At 74.1% G+C, this 17,539-nt stretch carries 16 protein-coding genes and 1 pseudogene; 13 read left to right on the forward strand and 4 right to left on the reverse strand.

What is annotated here, in order from left to right:
- Positions 1-4 precede the first annotated feature (4 nt).
- Both rsgA and aroA read right to left on the reverse strand, forming a co-directional pair.
- On the reverse strand, positions 5-1,015 hold the full coding sequence (gene rsgA / locus AB0873_RS06365; protein WP_366598789.1) for a ribosome small subunit-dependent GTPase A: 1,011 nt from the start codon (positions 1,013-1,015) through the stop codon (positions 5-7).
- Positions 1,016-1,110: 95 nt separating this feature from the next.
- On the reverse strand, positions 1,111-2,412 hold the full coding sequence (aroA, locus tag AB0873_RS06370) for a 3-phosphoshikimate 1-carboxyvinyltransferase (RefSeq protein WP_155330432.1): 1,302 nt from the start codon (positions 2,410-2,412) through the stop codon (positions 1,111-1,113).
- A 103-nt stretch (positions 2,413-2,515) separates the two neighbouring features.
- Between aroA and AB0873_RS06375 the strand changes: the two genes are divergently transcribed.
- The 7 genes and pseudogenes from AB0873_RS06375 (at position 2,516) to AB0873_RS06405 (ending at position 7,267) form a co-directional block, all read left to right on the forward strand.
- Positions 2,516-3,235: an SOS response-associated peptidase gene (locus AB0873_RS06375; protein WP_366598694.1), complete on the forward strand. Its 720-nt coding sequence runs from the start codon at positions 2,516-2,518 to the stop codon at positions 3,233-3,235.
- 194 nt (positions 3,236-3,429) lie between these two features.
- Positions 3,430-3,825 carry a WhiB family transcriptional regulator gene (locus AB0873_RS06380; protein WP_155330434.1) on the forward strand — a complete coding sequence of 132 codons (396 nt, stop codon included), beginning with the start codon at positions 3,430-3,432 and terminating at the stop codon, positions 3,823-3,825.
- Between the two features lie 167 nt (positions 3,826-3,992).
- Positions 3,993-4,652, forward strand: a pseudogene (locus AB0873_RS06385) (alpha/beta family hydrolase); the annotation flags it as partial.
- Positions 4,653-5,016: 364 nt separating this feature from the next.
- The gene (locus AB0873_RS06390; RefSeq protein ID WP_366598695.1) at positions 5,017-5,832 is read left to right on the forward strand and encodes a sigma-70 family RNA polymerase sigma factor; all 816 of its coding nucleotides are present in this window, start codon (positions 5,017-5,019) and stop codon (positions 5,830-5,832) included.
- Between the two features lies 1 nt (position 5,833).
- Positions 5,834-6,121 (forward strand): mycothiol system anti-sigma-R factor, encoded by a 288-nt coding sequence (gene rsrA, locus AB0873_RS06395; protein ID WP_155330436.1) that lies wholly within the window; start codon positions 5,834-5,836, stop codon positions 6,119-6,121.
- A 430-nt stretch (positions 6,122-6,551) separates the two neighbouring features.
- Positions 6,552-6,767: a biotin/lipoyl-binding carrier protein gene (locus tag AB0873_RS06400; RefSeq protein WP_091068708.1), complete on the forward strand. Its 216-nt coding sequence runs from the start codon at positions 6,552-6,554 to the stop codon at positions 6,765-6,767.
- The gene (locus AB0873_RS06405; RefSeq protein WP_366598696.1) at positions 6,764-7,267 is read left to right on the forward strand and encodes an N-acetyltransferase; all 504 of its coding nucleotides are present in this window, start codon (positions 6,764-6,766) and stop codon (positions 7,265-7,267) included. Before AB0873_RS06400 ends, AB0873_RS06405 begins: the two co-directional genes overlap by 4 nt.
- Positions 7,268-7,343: 76 nt before the next feature.
- On the opposite strand, the gene AB0873_RS06410 is transcribed toward AB0873_RS06405, so the two are convergent.
- The gene (locus tag AB0873_RS06410) at positions 7,344-7,931 is read right to left on the reverse strand and encodes a helix-turn-helix domain-containing protein (protein ID WP_366598697.1); all 588 of its coding nucleotides are present in this window, start codon (positions 7,929-7,931) and stop codon (positions 7,344-7,346) included.
- Between the two features lie 105 nt (positions 7,932-8,036).
- Between AB0873_RS06410 and AB0873_RS06415 the strand changes: the two genes are divergently transcribed.
- Complete coding sequence (locus AB0873_RS06415) at positions 8,037-9,617, forward strand: MDR family MFS transporter (protein WP_366598698.1); 1,581 nt, start codon at positions 8,037-8,039, stop codon at positions 9,615-9,617.
- 208 nt (positions 9,618-9,825) lie between these two features.
- Here AB0873_RS06415 and AB0873_RS06420 read toward each other — a convergent pair whose 3' ends face one another.
- Positions 9,826-11,655, reverse strand: a complete 1,830-nt coding sequence (locus AB0873_RS06420; protein WP_366598700.1) for a tetratricopeptide repeat protein — start codon at positions 11,653-11,655, stop codon at positions 9,826-9,828.
- A gap of 184 nt (positions 11,656-11,839) precedes the next feature.
- Between AB0873_RS06420 and AB0873_RS06425 the strand changes: the two genes are divergently transcribed.
- From AB0873_RS06425 to AB0873_RS06445, 5 genes are all read left to right on the forward strand, one after another.
- Complete coding sequence (locus AB0873_RS06425; protein WP_366598790.1) at positions 11,840-12,871, forward strand: SIS domain-containing protein; 1,032 nt, start codon at positions 11,840-11,842, stop codon at positions 12,869-12,871.
- Positions 12,872-12,896: 25 nt separating this feature from the next.
- Positions 12,897-14,531, forward strand: a complete 1,635-nt coding sequence (locus tag AB0873_RS06430) for a histidine kinase N-terminal domain-containing protein (protein ID WP_366598701.1) — start codon at positions 12,897-12,899, stop codon at positions 14,529-14,531.
- A 317-nt stretch (positions 14,532-14,848) separates the two neighbouring features.
- The gene (locus tag AB0873_RS06435) at positions 14,849-16,561 is read left to right on the forward strand and encodes a nitrite/sulfite reductase (protein ID WP_366598702.1); all 1,713 of its coding nucleotides are present in this window, start codon (positions 14,849-14,851) and stop codon (positions 16,559-16,561) included.
- On the forward strand, positions 16,558-16,716 hold the full coding sequence (locus AB0873_RS06440) for a hypothetical protein (protein ID WP_366598703.1): 159 nt from the start codon (positions 16,558-16,560) through the stop codon (positions 16,714-16,716). Before AB0873_RS06435 ends, AB0873_RS06440 begins: the two co-directional genes overlap by 4 nt.
- Positions 16,713-17,474 (forward strand): phosphoadenylyl-sulfate reductase, encoded by a 762-nt coding sequence (locus AB0873_RS06445; RefSeq protein ID WP_366598704.1) that lies wholly within the window; start codon positions 16,713-16,715, stop codon positions 17,472-17,474. The genes AB0873_RS06440 and AB0873_RS06445 overlap by 4 nt, the downstream gene beginning before the upstream one ends.
- Positions 17,475-17,539 lie beyond the last annotated feature (65 nt).

A 17,539-nucleotide genomic window follows, 5' to 3' on the forward strand; every position in this document is an offset into this window, starting at 1 on the left:
CGGGTCAGGCACCGGCCGGCGGGTCGCCGGGATTTCGCGGGTCGGGCTCGCCGCGCGGGTCGCTCTCCCCGGCGCGCGAGGCGAGGAGCCGACGGTACGACGCCAGCCGACGCGGGTCGGCCTTGCCGGCGGCCACCCAGGCGTCCAGGCCGCAGGCCTCCTCGTCGGCGGTGTGCGGGCAGTTCGCCGGGCAGTCGACGGTGCCCTCCACCAGGTCGGGGAACCCGTGCAGCAGGCTGTCGGCGGAGACGTGGGCGAGCCCGAAGCTGCGCACCCCCGGGGTGTCGATGATCCAACCGGGATCGTCGTCGCGGCCGGTCAGCCGCGGCAGCCGCAGGGCCACCGCGCTGGTCGACGTGTGCCGGCCCCGGCCGATCGCGCTGACCTGGCCGACCGCGCGGGCGGCGTCCGGGACGAGGCGGTTGACCAGCGTCGACTTGCCCACCCCGGAGTGCCCGACCAGCACGGAGATCCGCCCGGCGAGGAGGCTGCGCAGCGCGTCCAGCTCCGAGTCCGGGCGGATCAGCACGTACGGGAGCTCCAGCTCGGCGTAGTACCCGAGCACCGCCTCCGGGCCGGCGAGGTCGGCCTTGGTGAGGCAGAGCAGCGGCTCGACGTCGGCGTCGTACGCCGCCACGAGGCACCGGTCGATGAACCCGGTCCGGGGCGGCGGGTCGGCGAGCGCGCTGACGATGACGAGCTGGTCGGCGTTGGCGACCACCACCCGCTCCAGCCGGCCCTCGGCGGTGGTCGCGTCGTCCTCGGCGGTGCGGCGCAGCACCGAGCTGCGCTCGGCGATCCGGACGATCCGGGCCAGCGCCCCGGCCGCCCCCGACGTGTCACCGACCAGCCCCACCCGGTCGCCGACCACCACGGACTTGCGCCCCAGCTCGCGGGCACGCATCGCGGTCACGGGCGGCGCGTCGGGGCCGGCGCCGGGCAGCACGCACGTGTACCGGCCCCGGTCGACGGCGGTGACGAACCCGTCCACCGCGTCGGCGTGGCGGGGGCGCATCCGCGTACGCGGGCGCGAGGACTTCCCGGGCCGGACCCGGACGTCGTCCTCGTCGTACTCGCGTCGTCTGGTCGCCAGGACCGCCCCCCGTCGCGTCAGCTCTTGCCGGTCACCATCGCTGACCATAGTGCCGGAAATTCCGGCATCGTCTTGGAGGTGCAGGCCACGTCGCTCAGGTCGATGCCCGGCACGGCCAGCCCGGCGACCGCCGCGGCGTGTGCCATGCGGTGGTCGTGGTACGTCTCGAACACCCCGCCGCGCAGCGGCCGGGGCCGGATCTCCAGCCCGTCGTGGGACTCGGTGAGGTCGGCGCCCAACGCGCCGAACTCGCGGGCGAGCGCCGCGATCCGGTCGGTTTCGTGGCCCCGGATGTGGGCGACGCCGGTGAACCGCGACGGTGAGTCGGCGAGCATGGCCAGCGCGGTGAGTACCGGGGTGAGTTCGCTGACGTCGGAGAGGTCGGCGGTCAGGCCGTGCACGGCGCCGGTGCCACGGACGGTCAGCCCGGCCGTGGACAGGGTCACCTCGCCGCCCATCGCCTGCAACAGCGCACGCAGCCGCTCGACCGGCTGGGCGCTGCCGCGCGGCCAACCCTGGACGGTGACCTCGCCGCCGGTGACCAGGGCGGCGGCGAAGAACGGCACCGCTCCCGACAGGTCCGGCTCGATCTCCCAGCCTCGGCCGGCCAGCGGGCCGGGCTCGACGGCCCACACGTCGGGGGTGGTGTCGTCGACGGCGGCGCCGGCGGCCCGCAGCATCTGCACGGTCATGCGCAGGTGCGGCGCGGACGGTACCGGCGGCCCGACGTGCCGGACCACGACGCCCCGGTCGAAGCGCGGCGCGGCGAGCAGCAGCCCGGAGACGAGCTGGCTGGACGCGGAGGCGTCGATGACGACCTCCCCGCCGGTGACCCGGCCGGTGCCGAGCACGGTCAGCGGCAGGCTGCCGGTGGGCGGGGTGTCGACCCGGACCCCGAGGCCGCGCAGGGCGCCGATGAGCGGCCCGAGCGGGCGTACCCGGGCCTCCGGGTCGCCGTCGAACGTGATCCGCCCGTCGGCCAGACCGGCGACCGGGGGCAGGAACCGCATCACCGTGCCGGCGAGACCGACGTCGACGTGCGCCGGCCCGACGAGCGGGTGCGGGCGGACCAGCCAGCGCGCGTCGTCGCTGATCGACATGTGTGCGCCCATCGCCCGCAGCCCGCCGGCCATGAGCTCGGTGTCCCGCGCCCGCAGCGGGCCGGCCAGCGTCGACGGACCGCTGGCCAGGCCGCTGAGGACCAGGGCGCGCGCGGTCAGTGACTTGGAGCCCGGCAGGCGCAGCGTCGCCGAGACCGGATCCGACGCGGTCGGAGCGGTCCACGGTCGCAGCGGCCGGGTCGCCGTCAGATTCCCCACGGTTACATTCTGCCGTCTCCGCTGCCGGGCCACGCCGTCCGCCCGGCCGTACTCCCGGTCAGCGGGACAGCCGAGCGGTGCCCGGCGGGTTAGCGTGTGCGACATGTGCGGGAGGTACGCGACGACCCGGTCCGCGGGCGACCTGAGCGCGCTGTTCGAGTCGTACGACGACACGGACGGCCGGCTCGGCCCGGACCACAACGTCGCTCCCACCGATCCCGTGCCGCTGGTCCGGGTCGCCCCGGAGGGTCACCGCGCGCTGTCGCTCGGCCGCTGGGGCCTGGTCCCGGCCTGGTCCCGGTCGCCCGCCGGCGCCGCCCGCATGATCAACGCCCGGGCCGAGACGGTGGCCACGAGCCGGGCGTACGCGGGCTCCTTCGCCCGTCGGCGGTGCCTCGTCCCGGCCGACGGCTGGTACGAGTGGGTCCGCCACCCGGGCGGGAAGCAGGCGTTCTACATGACGCCCCGGGACGGCTCCGTGCTCGCCTTCGCGGGCATCTGGTCGGTGTGGGAGGGGCCCGGCGGTCCGCTGCTGACGTGCAGCGTGCTGACCACGGCCGCCCTCGGCGAGCTGGCCGAGGTGCACGACCGGATGCCGCTGCTGCTGCCGCGCGAGCGGTGGGGCGCCTGGCTGGCGCCGAGCGCGCAGCCGGAGGGCCTGCTCGCTGCGCCGCCGCCGGAGTGGCTCGCCGGGCTCGAGGTGCGGCCGGTGGGGCCGGCGGTCGGGGACGTCCGCAACGACGGCCCGCACCTCGTCGAGCGCGTGGCCGTGCCGGTGCCGCCCGCGCGCGCGGGCGAGCACGGGGAGTTGACGCTCTTCTGACGGCCGGGGCATTGGCAGGAGTGATTTGCCAGAGTTGCGGATGAAAAGTTCCGTGCTTGTCGCCCCACATTCGCCGTAACCCCTTGTATTGACGTTCGGAAGTGCGATACAACACAGCGCCGGTAGTGGGCGTCGATTCGCAGGGGGCGGACGACGTCCATCGATCTTGCCGGTCCCACGGGGGAGGTGGGTGGATGACCCGGGCACGTATGCCCCGTCCGCACGAAGTGGCCGCAGCACGACGAGATCCACGGCTGTTGCGTGCCCTACGGGAGCGCCGGCAGGACGAGGCGTGGCGCACCAGAGGCACCTGTCAGAGCGTCGATCCGGAGACGTTCTTTCCGGCGCCGAACGAGCCGGCCGACGCGGCCGTGGCGCTCTGCCGCAGCTGCGACGTCCAGGGTTCCTGCCTGGCCTGGGCGCTGGAGGTGGGTGACTGCCACGGCGTGTGGGGCGGCACCACGCCCCGCGAGCGCCGGGCCATGCTGGTCGCCTGGCGCAGCGAGGTGCAGCCCGACCCGGACGCCGCCGACGAGGCGGGCCCGCCGGTCCGGGACCGCCTGCTCACCCTGGTGCCGCTGAGCCGCTGAGCCACCCCGTCCACCGCATGATCCACTCGGCCTGCCGGAAGTCGGGGCATCCCGCGTCAGCCCGATACGCATGACGTCGAGTGGATCAAGGTGCCGGGCCCGCAGCTGCCGGACCGGCGCGGCGGATCCGGTGGCGCGTCCCCGGGACGGCGGCGGGACGGCCGAGAATGGGATCCGTGTCGCTGACGGAGGAAATCGCCACCCCACGCGGGCCGGCTCGGGTGGACGTCGACCTGCCGACCGGTCCGTACGCCACGGGTCCGTCCGGCACCGCGCCGACTGACGGTTCCGCTGCGCCGGTCAGGTCTCCGGTCGCCCTGCTGGTGCTCGGGCACGGCGCGGGCGGCGGGGTGGACGCGCCTGACCTGGTCGCGGTCCGGGACGCCGCAGTGGCCGCCGGGCTGGTCGTCGCGCGGGTGACGCAGCCCTACCGGGTGGCCGGCCGACGTGCGCCCGCACCGGCGGGACAACTGGACGAGGCGTGGACGGTCGTGGTGTCCGCGCTGCGGGAGCGGTGGCCCGGCGTACCCCTGGTGGTCGGGGGCCGATCCAGCGGCGCGCGGGTAGCCTGCCGCACCGCCACGGCGGTCGGCGCGGTGGCCGTGGTCGCCCTGGCGTTCCCGCTGCACCCGCCGGGCCGCCCGGAGCGGTCCCGGGCCGACGAGTTGGCCACCGGCCTGCCGACGCTCGTGGTCAACGGCGACCGCGACCCCTTCGGGGTGCCGGAGGCGGGGCCGGCGGTGCGCGTGGTTACCCGCCCCGGGGAGCGCCACGACCTGCGCAAGGATCCGGCCGGCACGGCGGCGGTGGTGCTCGACTGGCTCCGCGACCGGCATCCACACAACATCGGGGGAAGTGCGGCTTTGGGCGACCAGGATCCGCGCAACTTCGGGGAAGATGCTGGCTCGGCCACCCGCGGGCACCGACCGCGGTCAGCCGCCTTCGTATCGGACGGACGGGTGGACCTGCGCGGCCGCGCGTGACCCGCGTGGGGCACCCTCGTTGCACCGGATGGTGCCGTATTGCCCGGTTGGGGGCGGCGGTGCCGGTCCTCCCAGGCCCTTCCTGGTCCCAGCGTCGGTCTCCGCCGAGGTCGAGCCGGGACCAGGAACGGGGCCGGCGGTCGGAATGTCGGGCACGGGGTCCCGCGTTGCACTCCCCGGACGACATTTCTGGCGAGAGGGGTGACGGGTGCCGACCGAGACGCAGGCCCGGGAACGGGACGAGCGGGGCGCGCGGCAGCTGCGTCGGCTGCTGGACGGTCCGGACTGGCCCGCGGCGGTGCCGCCGGTCGACCCGGTGAGCGCGGGCACACCCGCCGGAAGTGAATCTGCGGGCAGGTCCGTGCGCGTATCCTCGGCGGGAAAGCATCCGACGCGAGGGGATGTGCGGTTGACCACCGAGAAGACGGACGAGCGCAGGGCCCGCTTCGAGCGGGACGCTATGCCCTTCGTCGATCAGCTCTACGCTGCCGGCCTGCGGATGACCCGCAACCCGGCGGATGCCGAGGACCTGGTCCAGGAGACGTACCTGAAGGCGTACGCGGCCTTCCACCAGTTCGAGCAGGGCACCAACCTGAAGGCCTGGCTGTACCGGATCCTGACCAACACCTACATCAACTCCTACCGTCGCCGGCAGCGGCAGCCGATCCAGGCGCCGACCGACGAGATCACCGACTGGCAGCTCGCCGAGGCCGAGTCGCACACCTCCAGCGGGCTGCGGTCCGCCGAGACGGAGGCGCTGGACCGGCTCCCGGACAGCGACGTCAAGGAGGCCCTCCAGCAGCTGCCGGAGGAGTTCCGCCTGGCCGTCTACCTCACCGACGTCGAGGGCTTCTCCTACAAGGAGGTCGCCGACATCATGGGCACGCCGATCGGCACGGTGATGTCGCGCCTGCACCGGGGCCGACGTAATCTGCGCAAGCTGCTCGAGCAGTACGCGGCCGAACGGGGCTTCAGCTCCGCGTCGTCGAAGGGCTCGACCGCTGCCGCCGGCCGGGAGGTGTGACGTGAGCTGTGGAGAGCCGCACGAGACGGACTGCCGCGAGGTGCTGGCGGAGGTCTACCTCTACCTGGACCTGGAGTGCGCCGAGGAGCGCCGCACGCTGATCCGGTACCACCTCAACGAGTGCGGGCACTGCCTGCGGGAGTACGGCATCGAGCAGGAGGTCAAGGCGCTGGTCGCCCGCTGCTGCGGCAACGAGACGGCCCCCGAGCAGTTGCGCGAGCGGCTCCGGGTCAAGCTGACCGAGCTCGTGGTCTTCGAGAGCAGCGAGTCGCGGGAACTGGCCGACTGACCCTGGAGAAACAGACACCGGTGGCCCGGGTCGGGGACGACCCGGGCCACCGCCGTGTCCGCACCGGAACTGATCCGCCCGGCCGGCGCCTCAGGAGTTGGGGCGCTTGCCGTGGTTGGCGGAGCTCTTCTTACGAGCCTTCTTCTTGCGGGCCTTCTTCGCCATGGTGACCTCCTCGTGTTGGCCGTTGCCACCGCCGTGGGCGTCCGCGACGCCGCGGCACGCACCGGCCGGCTCCGACCCGCTGATGCTAGTGCCGCCACCGCCGGCGGCCCCCGTCCGGGCCCCTTCCGGTACGCCGCGCCGCCCGACACGCCGGGCGCGGCACGTCGGAGAGTGGACCACGGTCCGGCCGCCCGCTCCCGCCCACCGCGGCCCGCCGACATGATTGGATACGTCGGCAGGCAGTCGCGAGAGGGAGGGCCGGGAGATGGCCGAGGAGATCCGCGCCGAGATGGTGGCGAACGTCTGGAAGGTCGTCGCGTCGGCCGGTGACACCGTGTCCGAGGGGGACACCCTGGTGATCCTGGAGTCGATGAAGATGGAGATCCCGGTCGTCGCCGAGTCCGACGGCGTCGTGCAGCAGCTCGCCGTCAACGAGGGCGACGTGGTGCAGGACGGCGACCTGATCGCGGTGATCGGTTGAGCGTGCTCGTGCGGTCGGCGGGGCCGGCCGACTTCGCCGCGGTGGCGCGGCTGACGGTCGCCGCGTACGAGGCCGACGGGCAGCTTAAGGGCGAGACCGGGTACGGCGCGGTGCTCGCCGACGTGGCCACCCGGGCGGCGCACGGCGACGTGCTGGTCGCCGTCGACCCGGTCACGGACGCCGTCCTCGGCTCGGTGACCTTCGTCCTGCCCGGCAGCCGGTATGCCGAGCTGTCCGGCCCGGGCGAGGCGGAGTTCCGGATGCTCGCCGTGGACCCGGCCGCGCAGGGCCGGGGAGTCGGGGCGGCGCTGGTCGACGCGTGCGTGGCGCGCGCCACCGGCTCGGGCTGCTCCGCGGTGGTGATCTGCGTACGGGACGGCCACGCCGCCTCGGCGCAGCGGCTCTACCGGCGGCGGGGCTTCGTCCGCCTACCGGAGAAGGACTGGTCGCCGCTGGCCGGCGTGGACCTGCTCGCCCTGCGGCTGGACCTGACCGGCTGACCTCGCCTCGCGGGCGGGCGCGGTCGCCGGCTGCGGGCTGGCCGGTCCGGCGCCGGCGGGCCCGGCGAGCCGTAGGTCAGGACGGCTCGTCCGGCCGGGGGCCGATGGCCGCGAGCAGTTCCTCGGCGACCTCCATCGCGATCCGGCGGCGCTCCGCGTCGCTGATGCCCGGGGTGCGTACCGCGAACCAGCTGCTGTGCACGGCGAACAGCGCCAGCACGGCCCGCAGTTGGGCGCCGGGGGAGTCGTCACCCCGGCAGAGGGCGTTGGCCAGGCCGAACATGCGGTTCCGCATCTGCTGGCCGGCGGCGAGGCTCTTCAGCACCGTCTGGTTCTGCTCGAAGAAGCGCATCACCGAGGGCTGGTCGCCGGCGAACATCGTGTCGGCGTACCGGCCGAGGATCGCCCGCCGGGTCTCCAGGGTGGCCGGCTGCTCCTCGGCCCACGCGACGAGCTCGGCCATGTGGTCGAGGCGGTCCTCGACGAAGCTGCTGACGATCTCGTCCTTGCTCTTGAAGTGGTAGTAGAGCGCCGCTTTCGTCACGTTCAACCGCTCGGCGATCTCCCGGAGCGAGGTCTTCTCGTACCCCTGCTCGGTGAAGAGCTCCAGCGCGACGGCCTTGATCCGCTCCCGCGTGCCGCCTGTGCTCTCCCTCACCCTCACCACCCGATTCGCTTGACGTTGTCCGGTGCCCAACTTACCGTGCGGCTAGTAAGCTGACTAGCCGGGCGGCAAGTAAGTTGCACACATCTCGGGGGGAGCCTACCGATGAGCGAGGCAGCGCAGGCACCGGTACGACCGAACATCCGGCTCGTGCTCTTCGGCCTGATGATCGCCATGATGCTGGCGATGCTGGACAACATGATCGTCAGCACGGCCCTGCCGCGGATCGTGGGCGAGTTCGGCGGGTTGGACCACTTCACCTGGGTGGTGACCGCGTACGTCCTCGGCACGACCGTCTCCACCCCGATCTGGGGCAAGATCGGCGACCTCTACGGCCGCAAGCCGGTCTTCCTGACCGCGGTGGTCATCTTCCTGATCGGTTCCGCGCTCTGCGGGATGGCGGGCTCCGCGCTGTTCGGCGGGGCCGACGGCGGGATGGTCGAACTGATCGCGTTCCGCGCCGTCCAGGGGCTCGGCGCCGGCGGCCTGATGGTCGGGGTCATGGCGATCATCGGCGACCTGGTTCCGCCCCGCGAGCGGGGGCGTTACCAGGGCATGATCGCCGGCATCATGGCGATCGCCATGGTGGCCGGCCCGCTCGTCGGCGGCTTCATCACCGACCACCTCTCGTGGCGGTGGGCGTTCTACGTCAACCTGCCGCTGGGCGGCGTCGCACTGGTGCTGCTGATCGCCACCCTGCACCTGCCCCGGCACCGCACCGAGCACCGCATCGACTGGTGGGGCGCCGCGCTGCTCGCGGCGGGCATCACGGCGATCGTCCTGATCACCACGTGGGGCGGCAACGAGTACGCCTGGGCCTCCCCGCAGATCCTCGGCCTGGCCGCGTTCGCCCTGATCGCGCTCGCCGCCTTCGGTGTCGTCGAACGGCGGGCGGTCGAGCCGATCCTGCCGCTCGGGCTCTTCGCCAACCGCAACTTCGCGCTGATCTCGGTGGTCGGCTTCCTGCTCGGCTTCGCGATGTTCGGCGCGATGAACTTCCTGCCGCTCTACCAGCAGACCGTGCAGGGCGCCTCGGCCACCAACTCCGGGCTGCTCCTGCTCCCGCTGATGTTCGGGATGCTGGTGGTGTCGCTGCTGGTGGGCCGGGCGATCACGAGGACCGGCCGGTACCGGGCGTTCCCGATCGTCGGCGGTGTGGTGATGACCGCCGGCATGGCGCTGCTGACCCGCCTGGACGTGCACACCAGCAAGATCGAGTCCTCGCTCTACATGCTGGTGCTCGGCGTCGGCATGGGTTTCCTCATGCAGACCTCGATGCTCATCGCGCAGAACAGCGTGGAACAGCGCGACCTGGGCGCGGCGAGCGGCGCGGCCACGTTCTTCCGCTCGATCGGCGGCTCGTTCGGCATCTCCCTGTTCGGGGCCATCTTCGCCAACCGGCTGGCCGACTCCCCGGCCGGCGGCTCCTTCGGCGGGGGCGGCGAGGCCGGCGCGGCGATGGACCTGGAGCGGCTCCGGGAGCTGCCGGCGCAGGCCCGCGAGGTGGTCCTCGGTGGTCTCGCCGACGCGATCTCGAACGTCTTCCTGTGGGCTGTGCTCTTCACCGTCGTGGTGCCCCTGCTCGCCTGGTTCATCAAGGAGATCCCGCTGCGCACCGCGAACACCCCGCCGGCCGCCCCCGCCGACGAGGCGGAGACGGCCCTGGCCAAGACCCCGACCCCCTGACCCGACCCCCTGACCCGACGCCGCGCCGGCGGCGCGGCGTGCGCTGCGCGCCGCACGCGACCCGCAGCGCACAACTTCCCCGAACGTGTGGCCTCCCGGCGCGGTGAGGCCGCACTTTCCGGGAAAGTGCGCGGATCTTGACCGGGCGCCGGCCGGCCGCCGCGTGGGGCGGGCGGTGGACGGCGGGCGGTGATGGGCGCTGGGGTGGTCAGGGGCGGCGGAGGAGGGTGGTCAGCTGACGCCAGAGGCGGCGTAGCGGGCCGGGACCGCCGGGGCCCCGTGGCGGGCCACCGGTCAGAGTGTGGGCCAGCGCCCGCGCCTCCGGGGCCAGGTCGGGGGTGGCCAGCGCCAGGTGACCCAGGGAAGCGGCGATCGACACCGGTCGCGTCCGGGCCACCTCCGCGGCGTCGGCCAGCCGTTCCGCCACGACCGCCGCGACGTCCTGGCGTACCGACGGGTCCACCCAGGCCATGGTGACCAGGGCGAACAGCGCCGCCTCGGAGGTCCAGTCCTCGACGCCCCACGCCAGGTCCAGCAGCACCCGGCGTCGGGTCGACCCGGCCCACGGCTCGTCGGTGCGGTGGTGCAGCAGCCCCAGGCAGGTCCAGACCTGGACGCTGCGGGTCCACAGCGCCGGGTCCTGACCGTCGAGTACCCGGCCCAGCGCGGTCGGCGGGGCGGCCGGCGGGTGGACGAGCAGGCCGAGCAGGTCCGCGAGGTCGAGGGTGGCCAGTGCCACCGCGGCGTCGTACGCCGCCGGCGGGTGCGGCCACGCCGGGTGCACGAACTGCCGGAGGTGCGCGGCGGCCTCCGCCGACGGCGCCGGGACGGCGGGCGTGACCGAGTCGCCGTCGTACCGCCACAGCTGCCGGCCGGTCGCCCGGCGCGGCTCGCGCGGATCCGGGCCGGGCCCGCCGACCATCTCCACCCGCAGGCCGGGCGCGGCGGCGGTGAGCGTACGCAGGGCGCTCGGCGGCGTCGGCGACTCCAGCCGGACGGCGGCGCCCAGTCCGCGATGGTCGTCGGCGAGGACGGCGCGCAGCGCGTCCACCGCCGGCCCGACGGCGGGTGTGACCTGCCCGAGCCACGGGCGGCCGGCGCACGCCTCGGCGAGGTCGGCGTGCTCGTGGGTGTCGTCCGGGTGCTCCCGGGTGAAGTCGGCCAGCGCGACGAGGTGCGCCGCGTCGCCGTCGCGCCGGAACCGCAACCGGTGCGCCGTGTGCACCGCGCAGTCGAAGGACGGGTCCCGGGCGAGAGCCCGGTCGATCCAGTCGAGCGCCTCGTCGAGCCGGCCGTGGTCGGCGAGGGTGCCGGCGATGTCGGCGTACACGGCCAGGTCGTCCGGATCGTGCGCGACGGCCCGTTCGAGCGCGGACAGCGCCTCCCGGATGCGGCCGGCGCTGCGGTACGCGTATCCGAGCCACACCTCGCCGATCTTCGACGGCTCCACGCGTACGCCCTGGCTGGCCCAGCGGATCGCGACCGTGACCTCGCCGATCCGCCGGGCGAGCGCGGACGCCGCGCCGAGCAGCAGCGCGTGGCCCGGGTGGACGGTGACCGCGTTGCGGGCCAGCGCGAGGTACGGGGTCAGGGCCGCCCGGCCGGCCCGGGGCACCGGATCCGGCGCGGCCGCGCACACCTGCATGAGGATCCGGGCGGTGCGGTCGGGGTCGAGACGTTCCGCCAGGTCGGGCGCGGTCACCCAGGGCACCTCCGCCCAGGGGGTCGCGGGGGCGTGGCCGGTGGCCGCGACGAGCAGGTCCAGTCCCTCGGCGGGGCGGCCGGCGGCGGCGAGCAGGTGGGCGCGGGCGACCACGGTGCCGACGAAGACGTTGTGGCGGAGGGGGAACAGGTCGAGTCCGCCCCCGCCGGCGGCGGCGAGGCGGGCGAGGACCTCGTGCACCTCGGGCAGGGTGGGCGCCTGCGCGAGTGCGCCCGCCACGTGCGCGGCGGCGTGCGCCAGGTCGCCGTCGGCCAGTGCCGACCGGGCCAGGGCCAGTTCCTCCGCCGCCGGCAGGTCCCGCTCGTGCTCGGACACGTCCGTTTCGCTCCAGTGCTGTGTGAGGTCGGGACAGCGTAGGTGATGTTGAGGAATCTTAGTGATCGTCTGCGCAGTACTGCTCGTTGCATTGCTTGGATCAGATCAAAGGTGCAAGACTGAGCAGGAAACGCGCGGCAATCGCGCATTGGGAGGAGCTTCCGTGACGCGTCCAGGGGCCGGCATGGCCGCCGACATCGACGAGCAGCCGGCGGGGTACGCGCGACTGCTCTCCGCCGAGCACACCGGTGCGATCACCCGGGTCGCCGCCGTCATCGCCGAACGTCGCCCCCGGCACGTGGTGTTCACCGCCCGCGGCACCTCCGACCACGCCGCGCTCTACGGCGCGTACCTCACCGAGATCCGCCTCGGCCTTCCCGCCGGGCTCGCCTCGCCCAGCGCGGTCACCGTGTACGGCGCGCGGCCGGACCTGTCCGACGCGCTCGTGGTGGGCGTGAGCCAGAGCGGCGGCTCCCCGGACCTCACCGAGGTGCTGCGGACCGCTCGCGCCTCCGGGGCGCTCACCCTCGCGGTCACCAACGCGCCCGACTCGCCACTGGCCGGCGCCGCGGAGCTGAGTGTCGACATCGCCGCCGGGCACGAACGGGCGGTGGCCGCCACCAAGACCTACACCGCCGAACTGCTGGCCCTCCTGATGCTCGTGGAGGGCATCCGGGCCGGCGACGGCGCGCTCCCCGCCGACGAGCGGGCGGCCCTCGACGCGCTCCCCGAACTGGCCGCTCGCACCCTCGCTGACGAGACCCCCACCCAGCTCGCCCCCCGGTACCGGTTCGCCGCCCAGCTCGTCACGACCGGCCGGGGGTACGCGTACCCGACCGCCCGGGAGGCGGCGCTGAAGCTGATGGAGACGTCCTACCTGCCGGCGCTCGCCTTCTCGGGCGCCGATCTGCTGCACGGGCCGCTCGCCATGACCGACCCGGACGTGCCGGTGCTCGCCGTGGTCGGCTCGGGCCCCGGTGGCCGGTCGATGGGAGAGGTGCTGCCGCGGCTCGGCGAGCGGCGCGCCGACGTGGTCGTGGTCGGCTCGGCCGACGTCCCGGGCGCCACCCGGATGGCCGTGCCCGAGGTCGACGAGCGGTACGCCCCGCTGCTGGACATCCTGCCGCTGCAACGCCTCGCCCTGGCCCTCGCGATCGCCCGTGGCGAGGACCCGGACGCGCCCCGGGGGCTCAAGAAGGTCACCGCGACGATGTGAGTGCCGGCGTGGCACGCTGGTCAGCGTGTCCACGCTGCGCGACCTCGCCGAGGAGCACACCCAGCTCCGCCCGGCCGACATCGACCACCTGCACCGGATCGCGGGCGACTGGCAGTTGCTCTCCGACCTCTCCTTCGCCGACCTGCTGCTCTGGGTGCCGGTGGACGGCGACGGGACGTTCCTCTGCGTGGCGCAGGTCCGGCCGACCACCGCGCCGACGGCGTACCAGGACGACCAGGTGGGCCGGATCATCGGCGGGCCCGAGGTGGCCCACCTGGAGGTCGCCTACCGCCAGGGCCGGATCTGGCGGGAGGGCGATCCGGTCTGGTACGGGGACGTCCCCGCCCGGCACGAGGCGATCCCGGTGCGGCTGCGGACCACCGAGGGGGAGCACGGCGAGGTGATCGCCGTGGTCGGGCGGGACACCAACCTGTCGACCGCGCGTACGCCCAGCCAGCTGGAGCTGAACTACCTGACCACCGCCGACGACCTCGCGCAGATGATCGCCGACGGGACCTTCCCGCCGCCCCGGCATCAGGGCGAGACCACGTCGGCGCCGCGGGTCGGTGACGGGCTGGTCCGGCTGGACGCGAGCGGCAAGGTCACGTACGCGAGCCCGAACGCGCAGTCGGCGTACCGTCGTCTGGGCCACGCCTCCCACCTGGTCGGCGAGGATCTCGCGGCGCTGCACCGCCGCCTCGCCGCCGACCCGCTGGAGGGCACCGACGCGGCCAACGGCGTCCTCGCGGCCCTGCGCGGCGAGGCGCCGCCGCGCCGCGAGATCGACGCGCGGGGGGCGACCATGCTGACGCGGGCGCTGCCGCTCATGCCCGCCGGGGTGCCGATCGGCGCGCTGGTGCTGGTCCGCGACGTCACCGAGGTCCGCCGCCGTGACCGCGCCCTGATGACGAAGGACGCCACCATCCGGGAGATCCACCACCGGGTGAAGAACAACCTGCAGACCGTCGCCGCGCTGCTGCGGCTCCAGGCGCGCCGGGTGGCCATGCCGGAGGCCCGGGTCGCCCTGGAGGAGTCGGTACGCCGGGTCGCCTCGATCGCGCTGGTGCACGAGACGCTCTCGCTGTCCAGCGACGAGGCGGTCGAGTTCGACGGGATCGTCGACCGGGTGGCCAGCGCGGCGACCGAGGTGGCGGCCACCGAGTCGACGGTCCGGATGCGCCGCCAGGGCAGCTTCGGCGTGCTCCCCGCCGAGATCGCCACGTCGCTGGTGATGGTCCTCAACGAACTCCTGCTCAACGCCGTCGAACACGGCTTCCCGGCGGACGAGGCGGCGGTGGGCGGGCCCGACGGCACGGTCCCGGCCGGCGGCGACACGACGGCGGGACCCGGCGAGCCCGCGGTGGCGGGCGAGCCCGCGGTACCGGTCGTGCCCTCGACGTCGGCCACGACGGACCTGCCGGTGCCCGAGGTGGTCGTCTCGGCGCACCGGTTCCGCAAGATGCTGCACGTGTCGGTGGCGGACAACGGGCGCGGCCTGCCCACGGACTTCGACCCCGAGCGCGGCGGCAACCTCGGCCTCCAGATCGTCCGGGCGCTGGTCACCGGCGAGCTGCGCGGCACGATCGAGCTGCGGAACAGCGCCAGCGGCGGCACCGAGGCGATGCTCGTCGTCCCGCTGTCGCGCGGCACCGGCGGCTGACCCGCCGACGCCTTCCGCGTTCGTGCCGTCTTCGGCCCGTGATGTGGGATCCCGCACGCACGCATTGGCCGGTCCTGTGGCGCTGTGGCAGCATGACGTCATGACCGCCGCTGTCGTCCGCCGCTTCGTGGCCCGTCGCCACGTCGATTACGGCCGCGTGCGCAGCGCGATCTGTCCGGCCCACTGACGACGCCCGACCACTCTGTCTCGGGCGCTGCGCGCCGGCTGTTCCGACACCGTTGTCTCCAGCCCGTAACCGGGCAGGCCGCCGCGCCCAGCGCACCCATGAGCCGCACCAGACAACGGAGGACGCCGCGATGGCGGTCAGCAGCATCCCGGCCCGGCCCGAGGGCCCGACGCCCCGTCCCGCGCGGGCGCCCCGCCGTCCGCGTGGGGAGGGCCAGTGGGCGCTCGGCCACCGTGAGCCGCTCAACCCCAACGAGCGGATCAAGAAGGACGACGACCCGCTGAACGTCCGGGCCCGGATCGAGAACATCTACGCCCACCGGGGCTTCGCCTCGATCGACCCGCAGGACCTGCGCGGCCGGTTCCGCTGGTGGGGCCTCTACACCCAGCGCAAGGCCGGCATCGACGGCGGGCGCACCGCCGTCCTGGAGCCGCACGAGCTGGAGGACGAGTTCTTCATGCTCCGGGTGCGGGTCGACGGCGGCCAGCTCAGCCTCGCCCAGCTCCGGGTGGTCGCCGACATCTCCCGCGAGTTCGCCCGGGACACCGCCGACATCACCGACCGGCAGAACATCCAGTACCACTGGATCCGCGTCGAGGACATGCCGGAGATCTGGCGCCGGCTGGAGGCGGTGGGCCTCCAGACCACCGAGGCGTGCGGTGACTGCCCCCGCATCGTGCTGGGCAGCCCGGTCGCCGGGGTGGCCCGGGAGGAGGCGGTCGACCCGACGCCCGCGATCGACGAGATCGTCCGCCGGTACGTCGGCGACAAGCAGTTCTCCAACCTGCCCCGGAAGTTCAAGTCCTCGATCTCCTGGCTGGTCGACACCCCGTACGAGGCGAACGACATCGCGTTCCTCGGCGTCGAGCACCCCGAGCACGGCCCCGGCTTCGACCTCTGGGTCGGCGGCGGCCTCTCCACGAACCCGATGCTCGCCAAGCGGCTGGGCGTGTGGGTGCCCCTGCACGAGGTGCCGGACGTGTGGGCCGGCGTGGTCGGCATCTTCCGCGACTACGGCTACCGCCGGCTGCGCAACCGGGCGCGGCTGAAGTTCCTGGTCGCCGACTGGGGTGTGGCGAAGTTCCGCGAGGTGCTGGAGAAGGAGTACCTGGGCCGGGCCCTGCTGGACGGGCCGGCGGCGGACCTGCCGGCGAAGCCGATCGACCACATCGGCGTGCACCCGCAGCGCGACGGGCGTCACTACGTCGGCGCCGCCCCCGTCGTCGGCCGCGTCTCCGGCAGCCAGCTCGCGCAGCTCGCCGACGTGGTCGAGGCGCACGGCAGCGACCGGGTGCGGCTCACGCCGTACCAGAAGCTGCTGGTGCTGGACGTGGCGCCGGAGCGCACGGAGTCCCTGGTCGAGGCGCTACGCGGGATCGGCCTGGAGGCCCGGCCGTCGGCCTGGCGGCGCGGCACCATGGCCTGCACCGGCATCGAGTACTGCAAGCTCGCCATCGTCGAGACCAAGGCGCGCGGCGAGGAGCTGGTGGCCCGGCTCGAGCAGCGGCTGCGCGACTTCGACGCCGACATCTCCATCCACATCAACGGTTGCCCGAACGCCTGCGCCCGCACCCAGGTCGCCGACATCGGCCTCAAGGGCCAGCTGGTGGTCGGCCCGGACGGCCGCCAGGTGGAGGGCTTCCAGGTGCACCTCGGCGGCGGTCTCGGCATGGCGCAGGGGCAGACCGCCGGCTTCGGCCGCAAGCTGCGCGGCCTGAAGACCACCGCGGCGGAGCTTCCGGAGTACGTGGAACGGCTGGCCCGCCGCTACCTGGCCGGCCGGAACGAGGGCGAGACGTTCGCCAACTGGGTGATCAGGGTCGACGAGGAGGAACTCAGATGAGCGAGTCCAGGTCCGTGCCGCTGTACTGCCCGTACTGCGGGGAGGAGGACCTGCGGCCGAGCGAGGCCGGTCACGGCGCCTGGGAGTGCCACGCCTGCGCCCGGGTCTTCACCGTCCGGTTCACCGGCCTGCTCTCGACGGCGGTGACCCGATGAGTCTCGTCTCCGCCGCGAACCTCGGCCTGGTCGGCGCCGCCGGGCCGCACCCGGCCGACCCGACCCGGCGTGACCCGGACGAGCTGCGCGCGCTGGCGGAGGAGGCCGGCCGGCAACTGGAGGGCGCGCCCGCCCTGGAGATCGCCCGCTGGGCCGCCGAGACCTTCGGCGCCCGATTCTGTGTCACCAGCTCGATGGCCGACGGCGTGCTGGCCCACCTGGTGTCCCGGGTCGCGCCGGGGGTGGACGTGGTCTTCCTGGACACCGGGCTGCACTTCCCGGAGACGCTCAGGGTGCGCGACGAGGTGGCCCGCACCCTGCCGGTCACCGTCCGGTCGATCCGGCCCCGGCTGACCGTCGGCCAGCAGGACGGCGAGTACGGCCCCCGGCTGTTCAACCGGTCCCCGGACGACTGCTGCCAGCTGCGCAAGGTGGAGCCGCTTGAGCGGGCGCTCGCGGGTTACGACGCGTGGGCGGCCGGGCTGCGTCGGGACGAGTCGCCGACCCGGGCGAACACGCCGGTGGTGACCTTCGACACCCGCCGGGGCAAGGTGAAGGTCAACCCGATCGCGGCGTGGACGCAGGGCGACGTCGACGCGTACGTCTCCCGCTGGAACGTGCCGGTCAACGAGCTGTTCGGTCGCGGCTACGGCTCGATCGGCTGCTGGCCCTGCACCCGCCGTACGAAGGCGGGGGAGGATCCGCGCGCCGGCCGCTGGGCGATGTTCGAGAAGACCGAGTGCGGCCTGCACGTCTGACCCTCGCGACGGTCCGGGGCCGTGCCGACCGGGCGGTCCGGGGCTGTGTCCCGGCGGTCCCGGGC

The sequence above is a fragment of the Micromonospora sp. NPDC047707 genome, from assembly GCF_040704235.1.
Classification (GTDB): Bacteria; Actinomycetota; Actinomycetes; order Mycobacteriales; family Micromonosporaceae; genus Micromonospora.

Bases quoted from the DNA above. Each gene is read 5' to 3' on its own strand.
- AB0873_RS06435 (WP_366598702.1), top strand. From the start codon at position 14,849: ATGGCGGTCAGCAGCATCCCGGCCCGGCCCGAGGGCCCGACGCCCCGT.
- AB0873_RS06440 (WP_366598703.1), top strand. From the start codon at position 16,558: ATGAGCGAGTCCAGGTCCGTGCCGCTGTACTGCCCGTACTGCGGGGAG.
- rsgA (WP_366598789.1), bottom strand. From the start codon at position 1,015: ATGCGCCCCCGCCACGCCGACGCGGTGGACGGGTTCGTCACCGCCGTC.
- AB0873_RS06445 (WP_366598704.1), top strand. From the start codon at position 16,713: ATGAGTCTCGTCTCCGCCGCGAACCTCGGCCTGGTCGGCGCCGCCGGG.
- AB0873_RS06425 (WP_366598790.1), top strand. From the start codon at position 11,840: ATGGCCGCCGACATCGACGAGCAGCCGGCGGGGTACGCGCGACTGCTC.
- AB0873_RS06375 (WP_366598694.1), top strand. From the start codon at position 2,516: ATGTGCGGGAGGTACGCGACGACCCGGTCCGCGGGCGACCTGAGCGCG.
- AB0873_RS06400 (WP_091068708.1), top strand. From the start codon at position 6,552: ATGGCCGAGGAGATCCGCGCCGAGATGGTGGCGAACGTCTGGAAGGTC.
- AB0873_RS06380 (WP_155330434.1), top strand. From the start codon at position 3,430: ATGACCCGGGCACGTATGCCCCGTCCGCACGAAGTGGCCGCAGCACGA.
- AB0873_RS06415 (WP_366598698.1), top strand. From the start codon at position 8,037: ATGAGCGAGGCAGCGCAGGCACCGGTACGACCGAACATCCGGCTCGTG.